Genomic DNA, 19,308 nt, shown 5'->3' on the forward strand with positions numbered 1-19,308 from the left:
AACGAAATGGCCTGTTTACCCCCTGTCGATCGTTCCCACGCTCTGCGTGGGAATGCCGCTACGGACGCTCTGCGTCCGCTGTGACGCGGAGCGTCACGGGAGGCGTTACCACGCAGAGCGTGGGAACGATCAGGTCGGAGTTTTATTAGTGGAAATCGCGGCTTTGCACGCGGATGCCATTGAGCAGTGGGCTGAGGTCGCTCAAGCGTCCAGCAATCAAATGGCGGACTTCGCCTTGGCGCTCCCAGCGGCCATCCACCTTGAGCAGTTGCGAACCGACCAACACCTGCCGTTGACGCTCGGCCAGATCGCGCCAGACCACCACGTTGACGTTGCCGAATTCATCTTCGAGGGTCACGAAGGTCACGCCACTGGCGGTACCCGGTCGCTGCCGCCCGGTGACCAGTCCGGCAACGCTCACTGGCCGGCCATGCTCGACATCGAGCAACTCCTGCGAACTGCGGCAGCGCAGTGCCTTCAATTCACCGCGCAACAGCGCCAGTGGATGAGGGCCCAGCGTGGTGCCAATCGTCGTGTAATCCGCGTGCAAATCCTCACCGACACTCGGCTTGGGCAGCACTACATCAGGCTCTTCCTGACTCGGCAAGCCAGCAAATAATCCCAGTTGTTTCTGCACCCCGGCGACTTCCCAACGCGCCCGATGCCGGTGCCCAGCCAGGCCGCGCAACGCGCCGGAGTCCGCCAACAACGCCTGCGCCCGACTGTCGAGCGCGGCCCGTTCGCCGATGTCGGCGATGTCGGCAAATATCCCGCGCGAGCGTGCAGCTTCAATGCGCCGGGCATCGTCTTCGCGAAAGCCCTTGATCATGCGCAGACCCATGCGGATCGCCGGTTGTGCCCCGGCAATCGGTTCCAGACTGCAATCCCAATCGCTGGCGCGCACATCGACCGGGCGAATCTGCAAATGATGCCGGCGTGCGTCTTGCAGGATTTGATCGGGGCTGTAAAAACCCATCGGCCAACTGTTGATCAGCGCACAAGCGAACGCCGCCGGTTCGTGGCACTTGAGCCAGCAACTGGCGTAGGTCAGTAAGGCAAAACTGGCGGCGTGGGACTCAGGGAAACCGTAGCTGCCGAAGCCTTTGATTTGCTCGAAGATCTGCGCAGCGAACTCCGGCGTGTAACCGTTTTTCTTCATGCCGGCGGCCAGTCGTTCCTTGTGCGGTTCGAGTCCGCCGTGACGTTTCCACGCGGCCATCGAACGGCGCAACTGATCCGCCTCACCGGGGCTGTAATCGGCGGCAACGATGGCGATCTGCATCACCTGTTCCTGAAACAGCGGCACCCCCAGGGTTCTTTCCAGAACGACCTTGAGTTCTGGCGACGGGTAGGTTTCCTCTTCTTCCTTGTTCCGGCGGCGCAGGTACGGGTGCACCATGCCGCCCTGAATCGGCCCCGGCCGGACGATGGCGACCTCAATCACCAAGTCGTAAAACGTCGCCGGTTTCAGGCGCGGCAGCATCGACATCTGCGCCCGCGATTCGATCTGGAACACGCCGATGGTGTCGGCGCGGCTGATCATTTCGTAGGTCGGTTTGTCTTCGGAAGGAATCGTCGCCAGGCTCAAATCCTGATTGCGATGCCGGCGCAGCAGGTCGAAGCAGCGGCGAATCGCACTGAGCATGCCGAGGGCAAGGATATCCACCTTGAGCAGGCCGACCGCGTCGAGGTCGTCCTTGTCCCACTGAATGATCGTGCGGTCGGCCATCGCCGCATTTTCGACCGGCACCAGCATGCTCAGCGGTTGCTCGGAAATCACGAACCCGCCGGGGTGTTGTGAAAGGTGCCGGGGGAAACCGATCAATTGGCCGGTCAGGCTCAATACCCGCCGTAGCACCGGGCTGTCAGGGTCGAAGCCGCCCTCAAGCAAACGCTCCAGCGGTGGCGTTTCGTCGCTCCAGTGGCCGCAACAATCGGCCAGCGCGTTGATCTGATCCGGTGGCAGGCCCAAGGCCTTGGCCACGTCGCGTACGGCACCGGCCGCGTGATAGGTGCTGACCACCGCCGTCAGCGCCGCACGATGACGGCCATAACGGCGAAACACGTATTGCAGGACTTCTTCGCGGCGTTCGTGCTCGAAGTCGACGTCGATGTCCGGCGGCTCGTTGCGCTCTTTTGACATGAACCGCTCGAACAGCAACGTGGTGTGATCCGGATTAATTTCGGTGATGCCCAAGGCAAAACACACCGCCGAGTTGGCCGCCGAGCCACGGCCCTGACAGAGGATTTTTTGCTCGCGGGCAAAGCGCACCACGTCATGCACGGTGAGGAAGTAGCTTTCGTAGCCGAGCTCGGCGATCAGCTGCAATTCCTTGTTGATCTGCCGCAACACCTTGAAGGGCGCGCCCTTCTTCCAACGCCAGGCGATGCCCTGTTTCGTCAGTTGTCGCAACCAGGAACTGGCGCAGTGCCCCTCCGGCACCAACTCTTTCGGGTACTGATAACGCAACTCGCCGAGATCGAAAGTGCAGCGCCGGGCCAGAGTCACCGACGCTTCCAGCAGTGCTGGCGGATACAGTTCGCGCAACACCTCGACACTGCGCAAATGCCGCTCGCCATTGGGATGCAGGCGCAACCCGGCCTCGGCCACCGGCACGTGATGACGGATCGCAGTCATGGTGTCTTGCAGGGCGCGCCGACCACGGGCGTGCATGTGCACATCACCGCTGGCCACGGCGGGAATCTGCAGTTCACCGGCCAGACTCAACAACCTCGCCAAACGCTGTTGATCGTCCTGGCCACGATGCAATTGCACCGCCAGCCACAGGCGCTCGCCGAACGTCTGCTTCAGCCAGCGGCCCTCTTCCACGTCATCCAGTGAGTCCGGCACCCACAACACCAGCAACCCCGGCAGCGGCTCGCTGAAATCTTCGCGCAGTACCTGATACTGACCTTTCTGGGTGCGCCGCCGGGCGCGAGTGATCAAGCCGCACAGCGCCTGATAACCGGCGAGGCTCTCCACCAGCAACACCAGTTTCGGGCCGTTTTCGATGCGCACTTCGCTGCCGATGATCAGCGGCAGCTCAACCGATTTCGCCGCTTGCCAGGCCCGGACGATCCCGGCCAGCGTGCATTCATCGGTGATCGCCAGCGCCTGATAGCCGTGTTTTTTTGCCCGTTGAAACAGCTCAAGGGCACTGGAGGCACCGCGCTGGAAACTGAAGTTCGACAGGCAGTGCAATTCGGCATAGCCGTCATTCATGCGAACCAGCCTTGCAGCCACAACGGCCCGCCCTCACCCACCGCGCGATACGCCCAGCCTTGCTGACCGGCGCGGTTCTGGATCAGGTAATAATCGCGGCGTACATCGTCACCGTCCCACCAGCCGGATTCGATGCGCTCCGGGCCCATGAGGATCCGCGCCGAACCTTGCGGCACACTCTGCGGCTCACCGAGCAACCAGCCCGGACGGTGCACGCCGGGCAACACGGCGCAGCGCTGTTTATCGACGCCGTGCTGCCAAGCGCACTCCGGTCGATGATCAGCCTGAAAGCGCAAACCCTGCACCGCGTCATCACCCAGACGCGCGCGCAGGCGTTCGCGCAACTGCTCCCACGGCAGCGTCTGCTGCGGGCGGTCATCGAACAGCTCCTGAAACTGCGGGACGAAACTCGGCAGATCTTCGGCGCGCAGACGAAAGCCGCGCACCGGCGCCTCAACCTGCACTTGTTCCAGCCGCCCACGGGCCAATTCGAAAAGCATTGCCGGATCACGTTCGGCGCTGAGCAGGCCGACTTTGATTACGGTGTCCGGCAGCCCGGCATGTTCCAGATGCAGATCAAAACGCTGCACGCCGCTGTCGCGACCACAAAGGAACGCCGACAGATCACCGGTCAAACGCCGTAACGGGAACAACAAGGCCTGATGCGATTGCACGTCGAAGTTGAGTTCGATGCGTACATCAAAACGATCCGGCGGCAGGTAAAACTCCAGCGCCAGTGGTCGTGCACCGAACAAGGTGTCGAGGTGTTTAAGCATCTGCGCTTCGAAACGCCGGGCCAGCGCCTGACGCGGCAGGCTCTGCACCTGACTGAGGTTGCGCAGGCCCATGCGCGACAACGCCGTGGCCACGCCCGGTTCCAGACCGACGCGGTCAACCGGCAACTGGCCGAGGTGATGCTGCAAAGCTTCGCCGTCGGGCACCACTAAACCGTCGTAAGCATTGGCCAGCACTCGCGCGGCCACCGGGTTGGGGGCGGCGACGATGCGATGGCGGAAACCCAACTCGGTCAGCTCCTTGCGCAAACGCGCTTCTAACTGCGCCCAGGAACCAAACAGACCAAGGCTGGACTCGATCTCGAACACCACGGTGCGCGGGTAATGCACGCTGACCTGCGCGCTGAAACCGTAGGCCCACGCGGCAAGAAACTGCTGCCAGTGTTCGACTTCGGCGGCCTCGTAATCGGCGGTAGCAAAACCTTTGCTCATCGCCTGAGCGGCGGTCATCGACTGTCCGGCACGCAAGCCAAGTTTGCGCGCGGCCGGGTTGACTGCTTGCAGCACCCGCCGCTGAGCCGGGCCGCTGAGCAGCACTAACGGTTCATCCGGATCAGCGCGCTGACGCAGCACCGCGTCCAAGGCCAATTGCGGAAAAAGAATACAGACCCAGCGCATGCTGACCTCAATGACCCACGGCAAAGGCAATCGGCGCCGTACGCGCCAAGCCGCCACGGCACTTGAGCACGCGCAATTGTGCGGGTTTGGCGTCGATGGCGATGCGCAACGCCGCCGGTGACGGGTTGACCGCTTCGCTCAACGGTCGCCAAGCAAAGGCCAGGGTCTGACCGGTTTCCGCCGCCACCTGCAAACGCCGCAACGCACGATCATCGGCCTTGTGCGGCCAACACAGCACCGCGCCGCAACTGCCTGAACGCAAACACTGTTCCGCCGCCCACAAGGCATCGCGCTCACTGGCTTGGATCACCGACAATTGACGCAGATCGACCCCGGCGTTTTCCCACGCCTGCGGATACGGCACGAACGGCGGCGCCACCAGCACAATGCGCTCACCCGCCGCCGACAATCGCGCCAGCGTCGGCCAGACCAGTTGCAGTTCACCGACACCGGGGCCGGCCAAGAGGATTTCACTCAACGCCGCTTCCGGCCAGCCACCGCTGGGCAGTGCCGCGTCCAGCGCTGCATGTCCGGTCGGTTGCGGGCTGGCCGCCGGTGGCGCAGGCCGGCCCTTCCAGACCTGGCCGCCATTGAACAGCGTATCCAACGCAACGACGGCGCCCATCAGCCTTGCCTCACCAGACCGCAGAACACCCCTTCGATGGCCAGATCCTGATCGTCACGCACGACAATCGGCCGATACGCCGGGTTGCGCGGCAACAAGCGCACTTCGTCGCCAACCCGTTCGAAGCGTTTGATGGTGACTTCACCGTCGAGGCGCGCCACGACAATCTGGCCGTTAAGCGCTTCGGGATTACGTCGCACACCGACCAGATCACCGTCGAGAATGCCGTCCTCGATCATCGAATCGCCCTGCACCCGCAGCATGTAATCGGGCGTGCGCGAGAACAGCGCCGGGTCGAGCATCAAGCGGCTATGGACGTCGGCATCGGCGCCAATCGGCGCACCGGCAGCGACGCGGCCGAGCACGGGAATGTCGAGCAGTTCGGGGCGCGGCGGCTGACCGAGCAAACGAATGCCCCGGGCCTGATTGGGATTGACCTCGATAAAACCGGCTTCAGTGAGCGCGAGCACATGCTTGCGCGCCACGCTGCGCGAGGCAAAACCAAAAGCCTCGCTGATTTCAGCGAGGCTTGGGGGCTGACCGTGCTCGGCGATTCGATCGCGGATAAAGGTCAGGATGGCGGTACGGCGGGGAGTGAGGTTCGTCATGGAGTACATTTGTACTCTTTTGGCTTTTTCCTGACAAGCGCCGCCAGTCCGGATCCCCGGAAATCAATGTAGGAGCTGCCGAAGGCTGCGATCTTTTGATCTTGTTTTAAAAAGCCACATCAAAAGATCGCAGCCTTCGGCAGCTCCTACATGAAGTGAACGCGATCATCGTGGAAGACGGTGAGGCCATCACCCAGGGGAATGGGGTATCAGCTTAAGCCACGTTCGGCCAGGAATTCGGCGATGTAATCAATGAAGGCGACAACCTTGGCCGTGGCCCGCCGATGGCTCGGGTACACCGCCAGAATGTGCGGGCCAAAGGTGTCGGGATCGATTTCGTAATCAGCCATGACCCGCACCAGTCGCCCGTCGGCGATATACGGCGCGGCGCTCCACAGCGGCGTGTGCAGCAAACCGCGCCCGGCCAACGCACTGGCCAGCAACAAATCGTAATTATCGCTGCGCAACAACGGCGCCGTGGGTTGCGCCAGACTCAAACGCTGGCCATCGCGTTCGGCCCACCAGAATTCGCGGCTCAGCAACGGATGCTGATAAAGCAGCCATTCATGTTGTTCAAGGGTCTGCGGATTCACCGGCAAGCCCTTGCGCGCCAGATACTCGGGGCTGCCGCACAGGGCCAGACGATTGCTGCCGACCACCCGCGCGATCAGCCCCGGCAAATCATCGTGACCCTCGCGCAACGCCAGGTCATAACCACTTTCCAGCAGATTGACGAACGCATCGCACAGATCCACTTGCAGGCTGATCTGCGGGTATTGCTGTAAGAATCCGTCACACACTTGATCGAGAAACGCCCGCCCATAGGCCAGCGGCGCAGTAATTTTCAGGCTGCCGCGCAAGCCGTGCTGTAACTGCTCGATTTCCTCGCTGGCCTCGTCGAGTCGCTGCAACACCAGTCGCGCGGTTTCCAGGTACACCCGGCCGATTTCCGTGAGCAGAATCCGCCGCGTGCTGCGCTCGAACAGCCGCGCGCCCAGCTCCGACTCCAGATGATTGACCGCTTTGGTCAGCGCCGACGGGGTCTTGCCCAACTGCTCGGCGGCGCGGCTGAAACTGCCGAGCTGCGCGGTGACCACGAACATCTTTAATGCGCCCAACTTGTCCATGCTTTTTCCATTCAGGCAAAAACGTTTTTCGTGAGGGAGGCGTTCTGTCAGCCGCTGACAGCCACTAATCTCGCCATCAGACGCAATAACAAGGAAATCTTCAATGAAAAGATTCATCCCGAGTCTGTTGGTAGCCGCTGTAAGTTTTGCCTCGATGGAAGCCATGGCCGCACCTGATCTGATCCTGGTCAACGGCAAGATTTTCACCGCCGACCGCGCGCAACCCAAGGTGCAGGCCCTCGCCGTAGAGAACGGTAAAGTGCTGAAGGTCGGTACCGACGCGCAGATCAAAGCGCTGATCGAACCCGGCACCCAAGTCATCGACCTCAAGGGCAAAGCATTGATGCCCGGCCTGATCGACAGCCACTCCCACGCGATTTTCGGTGGACTGGAGATGACTTCGGCGAACATGGAAGACGAAGTCGTCGGCCTCGACGAACTGCAAAAGCGTCTGCGCGACTGGCGTGCAGACGGCAAGGCGAAACACGGCGACGTGCTGAGCATTGCCGGCATGAGTTCGGTTTATTGGGCGCAGGCAGAGGCCTTGGGCAAAACCTTCAACAGCGGCGAATGGGCCGATGTGCCGGTGGTGTTTATCGGCAGCGACCACCACACGGCGTGGGCCAACAATGTGATGCTCAAGCGTGCCGGGATTGACGCGGCCCTGCTGAAAACCCTGCCCGACGCGGAAAAAGACACCATCGGCAAATTGGCCAGCGGCGAGCCGAACGGTTTTGTGGTCGATGCCGGTTGGGATCGGGTCGCCTCGAAAATGCCAGTGCCAAGCCCCGCCGACATGTTGAAGGCCGCAAAATCAGCGGTGCGCTACAACAACAGCCTCGGCATCACCGCGTGGATGGATCCGGCCGCCAACGCCGCACCGGGCGAAGCGGTGTTCGCGCTCAAACCCACCGAAAAAACCGTCGGCGTGCTGCCGGCTTATAAAGCGCTGTCGGAAAGTGGCGACATGAGCGTGCACGTCGCGGCGCTGCTGGTGGCCAATCCGAAAAGCGTGCCCGCCGATCTCGATACGCTGGACAAGGTGCGCCAGCAATTTCAGGGCATTCCCAACCTGACCCTGCCCGGCATCAAGATCTTCGCCGATGGCGTGATCGAATTCCCGGCGCAAAGCGCGGCGATGATCGACCCGTACAGCAACTCGCACAAACAGGGCGAACTGCTGATCGATCCGCAGCATTTCGGCGAACTGGTCAGCGCCATCGACCAACGTGGCTGGCTGGTGCACATCCACGCCATCGGCGACCGCGCGGTGCGTGAATCGCTGAACGGCATCGCCCAGGCACGCAAGGATCGCCAGAGCGGCGTGACTCACTCGATCACTCACCTGCAAATGGTCAACCCGAAAGAGTTCGCCCGTTTCAAACCGCTCAACGTCATCGCCTCGATGCAGTTGCTGTGGGCCAGCGCCGACGACTACACCACCGACATGATCAAGCCCTACGTCAGCGCCCTCGCCTTCCGTTATCAGTACCCGGCGCATTCTCTGCTCAAACAAGGCGCGACAATTGCCGGCGCGAGCGACTGGCCGGTGTCGACGCCGAACCCGTTCAACGCCATGGCGCAGGCGATCACCCGCGTCGGCCCATTGGGCGTGCTCAATGCTGATGAGCGTCTGGATCGCGACACCATGTTCTATGCCTACACCGTCAATGCGGCGCGCACGATTGGCCTGGAGAAACAGATCGGCTCGCTGACGCCGGGCAAGCAGGCGGACTTTATCGTCCTCGATCGCGATGTGTTCAGCGTCGACAACAAAGATCTGCATGACACCCAGGTGTTGCAGACCTGGTTTGGCGGCCGTCAGGTCTACACCGCCACCCAATAACAACGCGTTTCCCCCTGTGGGAGCGGGCTTGCTCGCGAAGAGGCCAGTCTATTCAACATCTTCATTGACTGAACCACCGCTTTCGCGAGCAAGCCCGCTCCCACAGGATTTGTGTGGGTGGCAGGGATCGCATTCCCACCCACAATTTTCGTACTGCCCCAACAATAATCACAACATCGGGACTTCACATGAAAGCCTTGCCCCTGTTCGCCCTGAGTTTCTTGAGCGTGCTGCCCTTGAGCAGCCAAGCGATCCCTTTGAACGATGACTTTGCTGTGTTGGTGGATCTCACTTTAGCCAGCGACTACCGCACCCGTGGCATCTCGCAAACCCAGAATGACCCTGCCGTGCAGGCCGGTCTGACCCTTGCCCACAGCAGCGGTCTGTACCTCGGCGCGTGGAGTTCGAACGTCGATTTCGGCGGCGGTCTAAAAACCCGTCAGGAAGTCGATTACTACGCCGGTTGGCTGTGGCAAGCGACCGAAGCGGTCAGCCTCGATCTGGGCTACATCAAGTACGCTTACCCCAAGGAAAGCCAGTTCAACCAAGGTGAGGTCTACGGGATTCTCGGCGTGTACGGGGTGAAACTGGCGGCGTATTACTCCAACGACGCGCCGGGGATCGATAGCAAGCAAAACTCGCTGTACACCTACATCGGTTATGAAACCGAATTGCCGTACGACTCGGGGCTGAAGCTGCGTTACGGCAATATGGATTTCAAGGATCCGCATTTGTATTCGGCGTCTGGCAGCGCTGAAGACTCGTACCGCGAATGGGAGGTGAAACTCACTCACAACCTCGCCGGCGTGGTGTTGGGCCTGAGCTATATCGATACCGACCTCTCACAGAGCCAATGCCTGAGTAACTGGGGCTTCAAGGACGTCTGCACCGCGACCGTCGTCGCCAGCCTAAGCAAATCCTTCTGACAAATCGATCCGCTGTAGGAGCAAAGCTTGCTCGCGAAGGCGTCGTATCAGTCAGCAAATATGTTGGCCGACATGACGCCTTCGCGAGCAAGCTCTGCTCCTACAGGGGCGGCGGTATTTTCTGTAGTTGTTACAGGATGTTTACGGAATTTTTACTATTGTTCTTCTACAGTTACACGCGCAACCGTGTGTGTTTTCTATTTGAGTAGAGGAAAAATGCGAATGGCTTTGGGCAACGGACTGCGTTTACCGTCCATCACTTCTACCCGACTGGTGCTGTTGTTTTCGTTGGCACTGGTCGCGCTGTATAACCTGGCGACCTGGAAGGCGCTGGGCACGCTGATCACCCTGCAAGGCGCGCAAAAACTGGCGTTTTTCGCCTCCTTCGGGCTGTTTTTGTGGGCCGCCATTACTCTCTTGCTGACTCTGGTGTCGTTCCGCTGGACGTTGAAACCGGCGCTCACCGTGGTCGCCCTGCTCTCGGCCTGCGCCGCGTATTTCATGAATGAATACGGGATCACCATCGACACGGTGATGATCCAGAACGTCTTCGAAACCACCCCGTCCGAAGCCACCGCGCTGTTCAACGGCAAATTGCTGACCTATGTGCTGCTGCTCGGCGTGCTGCCGGCGGTGTTGATCTGGCGTTGGCCGGTGAGTTATCGGCCGTTCTTTCGCGGGTTGCTCAACAAGGTTCTGGTGATCATCGGCTGCGTGCTGGTAATTGCCGCATCGGTGGGCACGTTCTATTCGACTTACGCGCCGATCTTTCGCGAAGAAGACAAGCTCACCCACTTCATCAACCCGACCAACTACATCTACGCGATCAGCAAATACACCAAGCAACGCCTGGGCATCAAAAAGCACTTCGTGGTGCAAGCCATCGGTGAGGACGCGGTGATGAACACCAAAGCGGCCAGCCGCGAGAAAAAATCGCTGATGGTGTTTGTCGTCGGCGAAACCGCCCGGGCCGATCATTTCTCGTTGAACGGTTATGAACGCGAGACCAATCCCGAGCTGAGCAAACTCGACATTCTCAACTTCACTCAAGTGCATTCCTGCGGTACGTCGACGGCGGTGTCGGTGCCATGCATGTTTTCGATGTTTCCGCGTGAGGATTACAGCGACAAGAAAGGCAAAACCTACGAAGGCCTGCTCGACATTCTTCAACGGGTTGGCGTGCAAGTGTTGTGGCTGGACAACAACAGCGATTGCAAAGGCACCTGCCTGCGCGTGCCGCACCGTGACATCGCGAAGAGTCAACCGGGGCCGTTCTGCGACGGCAATAACTGCCTCGACGAAGCGTTACTGCAAGACCTGCAAAGCTACATAGACAGCCTCAAGGGCCACGCGATCATCGTCCTGCACGCCGACGGCAGCCACGGCCCGGAATACTACGAGCGCTATCCGCAAGCGCTGGAGCGCTTTAAACCGATCTGCCACACCAATCAGTTGGGCAGTTGCAGTCGCGATGAACTGGTGAATGTCTACGACAACACGATTCTGTACACCGACCATTTCCTCGCCAAGGTGATCGAGTTGCTCAAACGCAATCAGGCGACGCTGGATACGTCGATGATTTATGTGTCCGATCATGGCGAATCACTGGGTGAGAACGGCCTGTATTTGCATGCGGCGCCGTATGCATTGGCGCCGGAAGCGCAGACGCATGTGCCGATGGTGATGTGGTTTGGTGATCACACACTGGCCAATGAAGGGATTGATCGCGGTTGCCTGCAGGGTAAGACCGGGGAAGCCGGTTTGAGCCACGACAACCTGTTTCATTCGGTGCTCGGGTTGTTTGAAGTGAAGACGTCGCTGTATCAACCGGGGCTGGATATTTTCCACGGCTGCCGGCCCTCAATGACAGCCGCGCAATAACCCGACTGGCTGATTGCTGATTGGCAATGATCAATGTAGGAGCTGCCGAAGGCTGCGATCTTTTGATCTTGATTATAAAAAACAGGATCAAAAGATCGCAGCCTGCGGCAGCTCCTACAGGGATTGTCATAGGTTTGCCAGATAGGCCCACGGGTAGATGCCGCGTTGGTGGCCGTCGCTGAAGATCAGTTGCACGCCGTAGCCCTGGGGGTTGAGTTCGATCAGGCGAATGCGCTCATCTACCAGCGGCACCATGCCTTTCAGGCGAAACGCGCGGCATTGCGAGCAGGGGCACTGGCGGCGCAGTTCGGCGTGGTTGAGTTGCTGTTCACGGCCATCCGGCCAGTTCAGGCGCAGCGTTCGTTCACTTTGTGAGTTACCCACCGACAGCGGGTTCATTGCAGCTGACTCAGGGCAATGCGCACGGCTTTGCGCACTTCCGGGTCGCCGTCATCCTGCGCGGCCTGCAACGCGGCGACGGCGCCGCGATCATTCAGTTCACCCAAGGCCAGTGCGGCTTCTTTGCGCAGGTTGCTGATGCGATGGCCGAGGGTTTCGATCAATGCGTCCAGCGCCGGAGCGAAACGCAGGCGACCGAGGCTGCGCGTGGCACGCAAACGTACCTGCCAATAGTCATCGCTCAAGGCGTCAACCAGTGCTGAGCCCGCGTCAATGTGGCCGATCTTGCCCAAAGTCGTCGCGGCTTCTTCGCGCACTTGCCAGGCGTTGTCCTGCAAGGCCTGGCGCAGTGCTGGCAGAACGTCGGCGCTGGAGGCCAGGCCCAATGCACCGGTGGCGGCGCGGCGAACTTCGGTGTCGGGATCGTCGCTGGCCAATCTTGCTAATGCCGGTAACGCGTCGAGTTGCTTGAGCCAGCCGAGTACGCCCACCGCTTCACGACGCACGCTGGCATCGGCATCGTTCAGCGCCGAGAGCGCAGCCGGTGCGGCATCGGCGAATCGCAGTTCACGCAATGCACGGAACGCCGCAATACGAACGCTGACATCAGCGTGATCCGTCCACGGCAGAATCACCCGCCCCGCCGCTTCGGTTTTGAGCAGGCTCAAACTCTGCGCGGCAGCGGATTGCACCGATGGCGCGGGATCAGTCAGCGCCTCACACAAGGCTTGCACGACGTCTTCATCTTCCCAGGCTTCCAGCAATCGCGCGGCTTCAGTGCGGACTTCTTCAGCGGGATCCTGGCCCAAGCGATCCACCAGCCAGAGCAGGCCATCCGGCTCTTCAAGATCGGCCAGATCAATCAGGGCAATGCGCCGTACCCCGGCGTCTTCAGCGGTCAGGCGCGGTTGCAGGGCGAGGATGTCAACGTTATCGGTCACAGCAAAAATAGAGGTCATAGGGCAAATCGCGGCAAAGGGTTTTCGGGAGGCAGACCGAGCGGGTTGAGGCGCGGCAGCGGTCGGTCGTCGTCGTGGCGCAGCAGGTCGAGGCAGTGGCGTTTGAGGCGCGAGAATTCAGGGCTGGTGACCAGCTCGGTGGTGCGCGGTCGGGCAAAGTCGAGGCGCAGATCTTCGATGATGCGCCCCGGCCGCGCGCTCATCACCAGCAAGCGGTCGGCAAGAAATAGCGCCTCGTCGATGTCGTGGGTGACGAACACCACGGTGGTGCGGATGCGTGTCCAGATGTCCAGCAGCAGCTCTTGCATGTTCAACCGGGTCAGCGCATCCAGCGCGCCGAACGGCTCGTCCATCAGCAACAGGCGCGGGCGATTGACCAGCACCCGGGCGATTTCCACGCGTTGCTGCATGCCGCCAGAGAGCTGGTCGGGCCAGCGTTCGGCGAAGCCTTCGAGGCCGACCAGTTTGAGAATGTCGTCGGCGGCGCGATGCCGTTCAGCTTTGCCGATGCCGCGCATCTTCAGGCCGAAAGCGACGTTGTCGCGCACCGTGCGCCACGGGAACAGCGTGTGATGCTGGAACACCATGCCGCGCTGTGGTGATGGGCCGGACACTTCGCCGCCATCAACTTTCAGGCTGCCGGCGTGAGCGCTCAAATGCCCGGCCAATGCACCAAGCAACGTCGATTTGCCGCAACCGGACGGGCCGAGAATGCACACGAACTGGCCGGGCTCGATCTGGCAATCGAGGCCTTGCACCGCTTCAAAGGCTTCGAGACCTTCGCCGAGGACGATGGACAATTGGCGAATGTCGATCCGCCCTTCCGGGGTTTGCATCGCGCTCATCAGGCTTTTCCTCGCGGTCGATGCCAAGGCGTGAACAACCCGCCCAGACGTTTGATCAGCAGACTGCTGCCCATGCCCAACACCCCGATCAAGAGCATGCCGACGACGATGTCGGCATAGTTCTGAATGGTGTAGGACTCCCAGGTGTAATAGCCGATGCCGAACTGGCCGGAGATCATTTCCGCCGTGACGAGGCAGAACCATGAAGTGCCCATGCCGATCGCCAAACCGGTGATGATGCTTGGCGCAGCGCCGGGCAGGATCACTTCCAGCAGGATCGCCCGGCGCCCTGCCCCGAGGCTTTTCGCTGAGGCAATCAAACGTGGGTCGACGCCTTCGACGCCGTGCACGGTGTTGAGCAGGATCGGGAACAACGCGCCGGTGAAGGTGATGAAGACCATCGACAATTCGGAGGACGGGAACATCAGAATCGCCAGCGGAATCCACGCGACGGCGGGGATTGGGCGCAGGACTTCCAGCGGTGGCAGCAGCAGGTCTTCGGCCCATTTTGAACGGCCGATGGCGAGGCCCAGGGCGATGCCGATGACGAGCGCTGCGAGGTAGCCGGCGAAGACGCGGCTGAGGCTGGCGGTCAGGTGTTGCAGGAGCTTGCCGGAGTCGCCGAGGCCCAGCGCGGCTTCGATCACCGCGATGGGTGTCGGCACGTTGGCGAAGGTGACGAGGCCGAGGTTCCAGTGGTGGCTGGCGGCGAGTTGCCAGAACAGCAGGCAGAGCAGCAGTGATGCGGCCCTCGGAACCCAGCGAAAGTAAGATCGATACACAATTATTCCTCACAACCGAGATCTGATCGTTCCCACGCTCTGCGTGGGAATGCATCCCGTGACGCTCCGCGTCACATCCAAAGCGGACGCAGAGCGTCCATTGAGGCGTTCCCACGCAGAGCGTGGGAACGATCTACGTTTGAGTTAACGACTGGCAACGGCTTGGGTGGTGGCATCGGTGAAGTCAAAGACTTTGCCGCCCTGCGCCGAGGCAAATTGCTGAGCCTGGCCTTTGAGCAGGAAGGCGCTCAAGCGCCCCTTGGCATCACTGGCGAACCACGCCTGTTCGGCGAGCAACTTGATCCCGCTATCACTGGCCTGCGCATACACCGCCCGAACGTTTTTACCTTCTTGCTTCAACGCCGCCAGCGCAGTAAACGCCTCTTCCGCCGAGGCGTATTGGCGCACCTTGCCCTCACCGCGCACCCAGATTTCGGCGACATGGCTAACGTCAGTGATTGCTTTTCCCGTTACCGCATCCGTGCTCTTCAACGGCGTCTGCGCGTAATCCGCCAGCTGCGCCGTGTAATCCAGACCCGACGCTTTGAACGCCGCACGAATATATTGATCGTCAATGAAGTTGTTCAGATCGAGCCCGCGATCAGCCTTCTTCAGCAGCTTCAGCGTGTCGATCGCGGTACCCACCGCCTGACGATATTCCGGCTTCCAGCTCAGGTCGCGGGTCTGCACACCGAGCGGGCCATGGAACAGGTAGTTCACCTCAGCATCGACACCGGTGACTTTGGCGATCAACTCGCTGTACTTCTCAGGCTCAGCGGCGAGCAACTGATTGGCCTCGATGCTCGCACGCAGATAAGCGACGACGACTTCCGGGTACTTCTTCGCATACGCCTGATCCACCAGCGCACCATGGAACGTCGGCGCATTGGCCTGGGCGCCGTCATAAATCTTGCGCGCGAAACCCCGGCTCGGGAACAGTTCGGCGAACGGCACAAAATCGGCGTGAGCGTCGATCTTGCCGGCCTGCAATGCGGAGCCGGCGACTTCCGGCGGCTGGGCGATGATGTTGACGTCCTTCAGCGGATCCCAGCCCTGCGCCGCCACGGCACGCAGCAACATGCCGTGCGCGGTGGAGGCGAACGGCACGGAAATGGTCTTGCCCTTGAGTTCGCTCAGCGACTGCACACCCGATGCGCTCGGCACGACAATGCCGTTGCCGCTGCCCTTGATGCTGCCCGACAGCACGCTGATAAACAGGCTGTGCTTGCCGGCGGTTTCAAACGCCACGCCGTTGAACGCACCGGGGAAATCGGCCATGGCGCCGAAGTCGAGTTTGCCGGCGACCATCTCGTTGGTCAGCGGTGCGCCGCTGGTGAAGTTCTTCCACTGCACATCGTACGTGGCGTCTTTGTAGGCGCCGTCGTGGGGCAGGTATTTGTCGAGCAGTCCGAGTTCACGAATCAACAACCCGCCGGCGGCGCAGTTGATGGTGGTGTCCTGGGTGCCGATGGCGATGCGGATGGTTTCGGCCGAGGCCGACACGGTGAACGAAGCCAGTACCAGACCGGCGATTGCTGCACGCAACATGGTTGTTTCCCCTCGAATCATTTATTTGAGTTCGTCTCCGCCGCGATCAGGGCGCGGTGGGAAACGAGGGGTTTTCGATGGATCCAGCGTCCGGGGTTTGCCGGATGGCTAATGGTTTGCCACAAATCCCTGTGGGAGCGAGCTTGCTCGCGAAAGCGGTTTGTCAGGTGTCGATGTGCTGGCTGGATCACCGCATTCGCGAGCAAGCTCGCTCCCACAGTGGATTGCGTTTCAACGCAGGAGATAGGGAATGTCGACTTTCACGGCACCCGTCGGGCAATCCTTCTCGCACGGCATGCAGTACCAACATTCATCGAACGCCATGTAGGCCTTCTGCGTCGCCGGATTAATCGCCAGCAAGTCCATCGGGCAGACATCGACACACACGGTGCAGCCCTTTTCGGCGATGCATTTGTCCTCATCGACGGTGACGGGGGCGTTGGAGCGGAAGAAGATTTCTTGAGCTTGATAGGCCATGGTTCGGACTCTCTTTCAGGTGTGCATCAAGCGGCAAAGGCGCCGACCCGCAAACGGTCGTAGGCCTGCATTTCCTCGGCATCGAGCGGGATGATGTAAGGCTCGACGGCTTTCTTGAAACTGGTCATCTGGCCGTCATCGCCCTTCTTCAGATGGCAATGGCAGAACCACTCGCTGTCGTTACGCTGCGGGTGATCGACACGATAGTGATAAAGACCCCAGCGGCTTTCCGCACGGAACAACGAGGCGCGCGCAGCCATTTCGGCGCAGTCGCGAATCACGCTGGTTTCCATGGCGCGCATCAGTTCGTGGGCGTTGTTGGCTTTCATCTGATCAAGATCGCGTTCGATGTCGCTGAAGCGTTGCAGGCCGATCTGCATTTTCTTGGTCACTTTCGGCGGTTGCAGGTAATCGTTGACGAAGCGCCGCAGCTTGTATTCGACCTGCGCCGGCGGCAGACCGTGTTCGCGATCCAGCGGCGCGTAGACCCGGGCTTTTTCCTTTTCAATCTGCTCGGCATCCAGCGCAGAAAACTCACGCCCGGCGACAAAATCCGCCGCGTTGTGTCCGGCAAACCAGCCGTAGGTGAAGGCGCCAAGCATGTAGTTGTGTGGCACGGCCGCCATGTCGCCCGCCGAGTACAAGCCTTTCACCGAGGTTTCCGCGCGTTCGTTGACCCACACGCCAGACGCCGAGTGACCACTGCAAAAACCGATTTCGGAGATGTGCATTTCAACCATTTGCGTGCGGTAGTCGGTGCCGCGATTGGCGTGGAACTGGCCGCGACTCGGGCGCTCGTTGCTGTGCAGAATTTCCTCGATGTTCTGGATGGTTTCTTCGGCCAGGTGATCGAGTTTGAGGAACACCGGGCCGTTGCCGCTCTCCAGTTCCTGGTGGAATTCCCACATCATCTGCCCGCTCCAGTAGTCGCACTCGATGAAGCGTTCACCCTTGTTGTTCGCGGTGTAACCACCCAGCGGGCCGGTGACGTAGGCGCAGGCCGGGCCGTTGTAATCCTTGATCAGCGGGTTGATCTGGAAGCACTCGAGGTTGGCCAGTTCGGCGCCGGCGTGATAGGCCATCGCGTAGCCGTCGCCGGCATTGGTCGGGTTTTCGTAGGTGCCCATCAGGTAGCCCGACGATGGCAGGCCGAGTCGTCCGGCGGCGCCGCAGGCGAGGATTACCGCTTTGGCTTTGATCACATGGAAATCGGCGGTGCGGCAGTCGAAGCCCATCACCCCGTTGACGGTGCCCTCCTCGTCGGTCAGCAACCGCGTGCAGACGAGGCGATTGGTGATGCTCACCCGCGCACGTTTCAACTGGCGATAGAGGACTTTTTTGATGTCGTGCCCTTCCGGCATCGGCAGCACGTAGGCGCCCATGTGGTGGACTTTTTTCACTGCGTAATCGCCGGTTTCGTCTTTCTCGAACTTCACGCCCCAACGGTCGAGTTGTTCGATGGTTTCGAAGCTGTGCGTCGCGTAGGCGTACACCGCAGCTTGGTTGACGATGCCGTCATTGGCGATGGTGATTTCCTTGGTGTACTGCTCCGGCGTCGAGTGGCCGGGGATGATCGCGTTGTTCAGGCCATCCATGCCCATGCTGATCGCGCCGCTGCGTTTGACGTTGGCCTTGTCGACCAGCAGCACGCGCAGGTCGCGGTTCTTTTCTTTGGCCTTGATGGCGGCCATCGGCCCGGCAGTGCCGCCGCCGATGACGACGATGTCGTATTCCTGTTCGAGAACGTTGCGGGTCATGCCTGCTCCCCTTTTTGCCGGTCGATCCGCAGGCGGTACTGGAACGCATCGCCACGGTAGTAAAGGTGTTCGAAGTCCAGCGGCTGGCCTTGTGCGTCGTGGGTCAGCCGCTCAATGCGCATGATCGGTGAGCCGGCCTCGACATTGAGCGCCTGGGTCAGATCGCTGTCAGCGAGCACCGCGTCGATGGCCAGATCAGCGTGGCCGAGGGCGATGCCGCAGTCGTTTTCAAGGATCAGGAAGATGTCGCGGGTGACCAGATCAGCCTTCTCCAACCGTTCGCCGACGGCTTTGGGCAGGTAGGTGATTTCCAGCGAGATTGGTTCGCGATTAATCAGGCGTACACGCTTGATCTGCGCGACGATCTCGCCTTCGGCGACCTGCAAACGCTCGGCCACGCGCTTGTCGGCCGGGATGAATTTGAAGCTGCGCAGGCGGTTGATCACCTCGTAGCCACGCCCGGTCATGGACTCGGCGAGGCCTTGCAGGCTGCTGACGTTTTGAAAGGTTTTCGGCTTGGCGACGAAGGTGCCTTTGCCGTGGATCTTGAAGATCAGGCCTTCTTTTTGCAGATCGCCCAAGGCCTGGCGCACGGTGATGCGGCTGACTTTGAACAGTGCACCGAGCTCGCTTTCGGACGGCATCTGGCTGTCTTGCGGGTATTCGCCGTCGAGAATGCGCGCACGGAGGACGTCGCGTAATTGGGTGTGCAGAGGAACGCTACTGAGGGAGAGAACGTTATCGGTCATCGCGGGATCACTTGTTATAACGAGTTATGACGTGATCTTAGAGTTGTTATGACAAGGTTAGAAATATTGTTTGGGCATAACCTTAGATTCGGTGTTGAAAATCAAAAGATCGCAGCCTTCGGCAGCTCCTACATGAGACCGCGA

General features: G+C 60.6%; 16 protein-coding genes. 3 read left to right on the forward strand and 13 right to left on the reverse strand.

Annotated elements, in window-relative coordinates; translation table 11 throughout:
- Nucleotides 1-145: 145 nt before the first annotated feature.
- From AD669_RS14535 to AD669_RS14555, 5 genes are all read right to left on the reverse strand, one after another.
- Nucleotides 146-3,244: an error-prone DNA polymerase gene (locus tag AD669_RS14535; RefSeq protein ID WP_218187434.1), complete on the reverse strand. Its 3,099-nt coding sequence runs from the start codon at nt 3,242-3,244 to the stop codon at nt 146-148.
- Complete coding sequence (locus AD669_RS14540; protein WP_053120910.1) at nt 3,220-4,635, reverse strand: DNA polymerase Y family protein; 1,416 nt, start codon at nt 4,633-4,635, stop codon at nt 3,220-3,222. Before AD669_RS14540 ends, AD669_RS14535 begins: the two co-directional genes overlap by 25 nt.
- Before the next feature lie 7 nt (nt 4,636-4,642).
- A complete protein-coding gene (imuA, locus tag AD669_RS14545; protein ID WP_053120911.1) occupies nt 4,643-5,260 on the reverse strand; it encodes a translesion DNA synthesis-associated protein ImuA in 618 nt (205 codons plus the stop codon).
- Entirely contained in the window at nt 5,260-5,877 is a 618-nt protein-coding gene (lexA, locus tag AD669_RS14550) for a transcriptional repressor LexA (RefSeq protein ID WP_053120913.1), read from the reverse strand. The genes imuA and lexA overlap by 1 nt, the downstream gene beginning before the upstream one ends.
- 200 nt (nt 5,878-6,077) lie before the next feature.
- A complete protein-coding gene (locus AD669_RS14555; RefSeq protein ID WP_053120915.1) occupies nt 6,078-6,995 on the reverse strand; it encodes a LysR family transcriptional regulator in 918 nt (305 codons plus the stop codon).
- A gap of 103 nt (nt 6,996-7,098) precedes the next feature.
- Here AD669_RS14555 and AD669_RS14560 point away from each other — a divergent pair, with 103 nt between their 5' ends.
- The 3 genes from AD669_RS14560 to AD669_RS14570 all read left to right on the forward strand — a co-directional run bounded on the left by AD669_RS14560 (nt 7,099) and on the right by AD669_RS14570 (nt 11,648).
- Complete coding sequence (locus AD669_RS14560; RefSeq protein WP_053120917.1) at nt 7,099-8,841, forward strand: amidohydrolase; 1,743 nt, start codon at nt 7,099-7,101, stop codon at nt 8,839-8,841.
- 188 nt (nt 8,842-9,029) lie between these two features.
- The gene (locus tag AD669_RS14565; RefSeq protein ID WP_053120919.1) at nt 9,030-9,767 is read left to right on the forward strand and encodes a TorF family putative porin; all 738 of its coding nucleotides are present in this window, start codon (nt 9,030-9,032) and stop codon (nt 9,765-9,767) included.
- Between the two features lie 222 nt (nt 9,768-9,989).
- On the forward strand, nt 9,990-11,648 hold the full coding sequence (locus tag AD669_RS14570) for a phosphoethanolamine transferase (RefSeq protein WP_053120921.1): 1,659 nt from the start codon (nt 9,990-9,992) through the stop codon (nt 11,646-11,648).
- A 126-nt stretch (nt 11,649-11,774) separates the two neighbouring features.
- Here the strand turns inward: AD669_RS14570 and AD669_RS14575 are convergent, their stop codons facing one another.
- The 8 genes from AD669_RS14575 to AD669_RS14610 all read right to left on the reverse strand — a co-directional run bounded on the left by AD669_RS14575 (nt 11,775) and on the right by AD669_RS14610 (nt 19,164).
- Nucleotides 11,775-12,047 carry a DUF971 domain-containing protein gene (locus AD669_RS14575; protein WP_053120923.1) on the reverse strand — a complete coding sequence of 91 codons (273 nt, stop codon included), beginning with the start codon at nt 12,045-12,047 and terminating at the stop codon, nt 11,775-11,777.
- Nucleotides 12,044-13,006: a HEAT repeat domain-containing protein gene (locus tag AD669_RS14580; protein ID WP_053120924.1), complete on the reverse strand. Its 963-nt coding sequence runs from the start codon at nt 13,004-13,006 to the stop codon at nt 12,044-12,046. The genes AD669_RS14575 and AD669_RS14580 overlap by 4 nt, the downstream gene beginning before the upstream one ends.
- Nucleotides 13,003-13,851 carry an ABC transporter ATP-binding protein gene (locus AD669_RS14585; RefSeq protein WP_053120927.1) on the reverse strand — a complete coding sequence of 283 codons (849 nt, stop codon included), beginning with the start codon at nt 13,849-13,851 and terminating at the stop codon, nt 13,003-13,005. Before AD669_RS14585 ends, AD669_RS14580 begins: the two co-directional genes overlap by 4 nt.
- Nucleotides 13,851-14,633 (reverse strand): ABC transporter permease, encoded by a 783-nt coding sequence (locus AD669_RS14590; RefSeq protein ID WP_053120929.1) that lies wholly within the window; start codon nt 14,631-14,633, stop codon nt 13,851-13,853. The genes AD669_RS14585 and AD669_RS14590 overlap by 1 nt, the downstream gene beginning before the upstream one ends.
- Before the next feature lie 144 nt (nt 14,634-14,777).
- Nucleotides 14,778-16,181 carry an ABC transporter substrate-binding protein gene (locus tag AD669_RS14595; RefSeq protein WP_053120931.1) on the reverse strand — a complete coding sequence of 468 codons (1,404 nt, stop codon included), beginning with the start codon at nt 16,179-16,181 and terminating at the stop codon, nt 14,778-14,780.
- A 231-nt stretch (nt 16,182-16,412) separates the two neighbouring features.
- Nucleotides 16,413-16,658, reverse strand: coding sequence for a ferredoxin family protein (locus tag AD669_RS14600; RefSeq protein WP_003225615.1), 246 nt, complete (start codon nt 16,656-16,658; stop codon nt 16,413-16,415).
- A gap of 26 nt (nt 16,659-16,684) precedes the next feature.
- A complete protein-coding gene (locus AD669_RS14605; protein ID WP_053120932.1) occupies nt 16,685-18,415 on the reverse strand; it encodes a fumarate reductase/succinate dehydrogenase flavoprotein subunit in 1,731 nt (576 codons plus the stop codon).
- Nucleotides 18,412-19,164, reverse strand: coding sequence for a GntR family transcriptional regulator (locus tag AD669_RS14610; RefSeq protein ID WP_016774450.1), 753 nt, complete (start codon nt 19,162-19,164; stop codon nt 18,412-18,414). Before AD669_RS14610 ends, AD669_RS14605 begins: the two co-directional genes overlap by 4 nt.
- Nucleotides 19,165-19,308: the final 144 nt, after the last annotated feature.

The organism is Pseudomonas sp. P1.31 (assembly GCF_001269815.1).
Taxonomy (GTDB): domain Bacteria; phylum Pseudomonadota; class Gammaproteobacteria; order Pseudomonadales; family Pseudomonadaceae; genus Aquipseudomonas; species Aquipseudomonas rustica.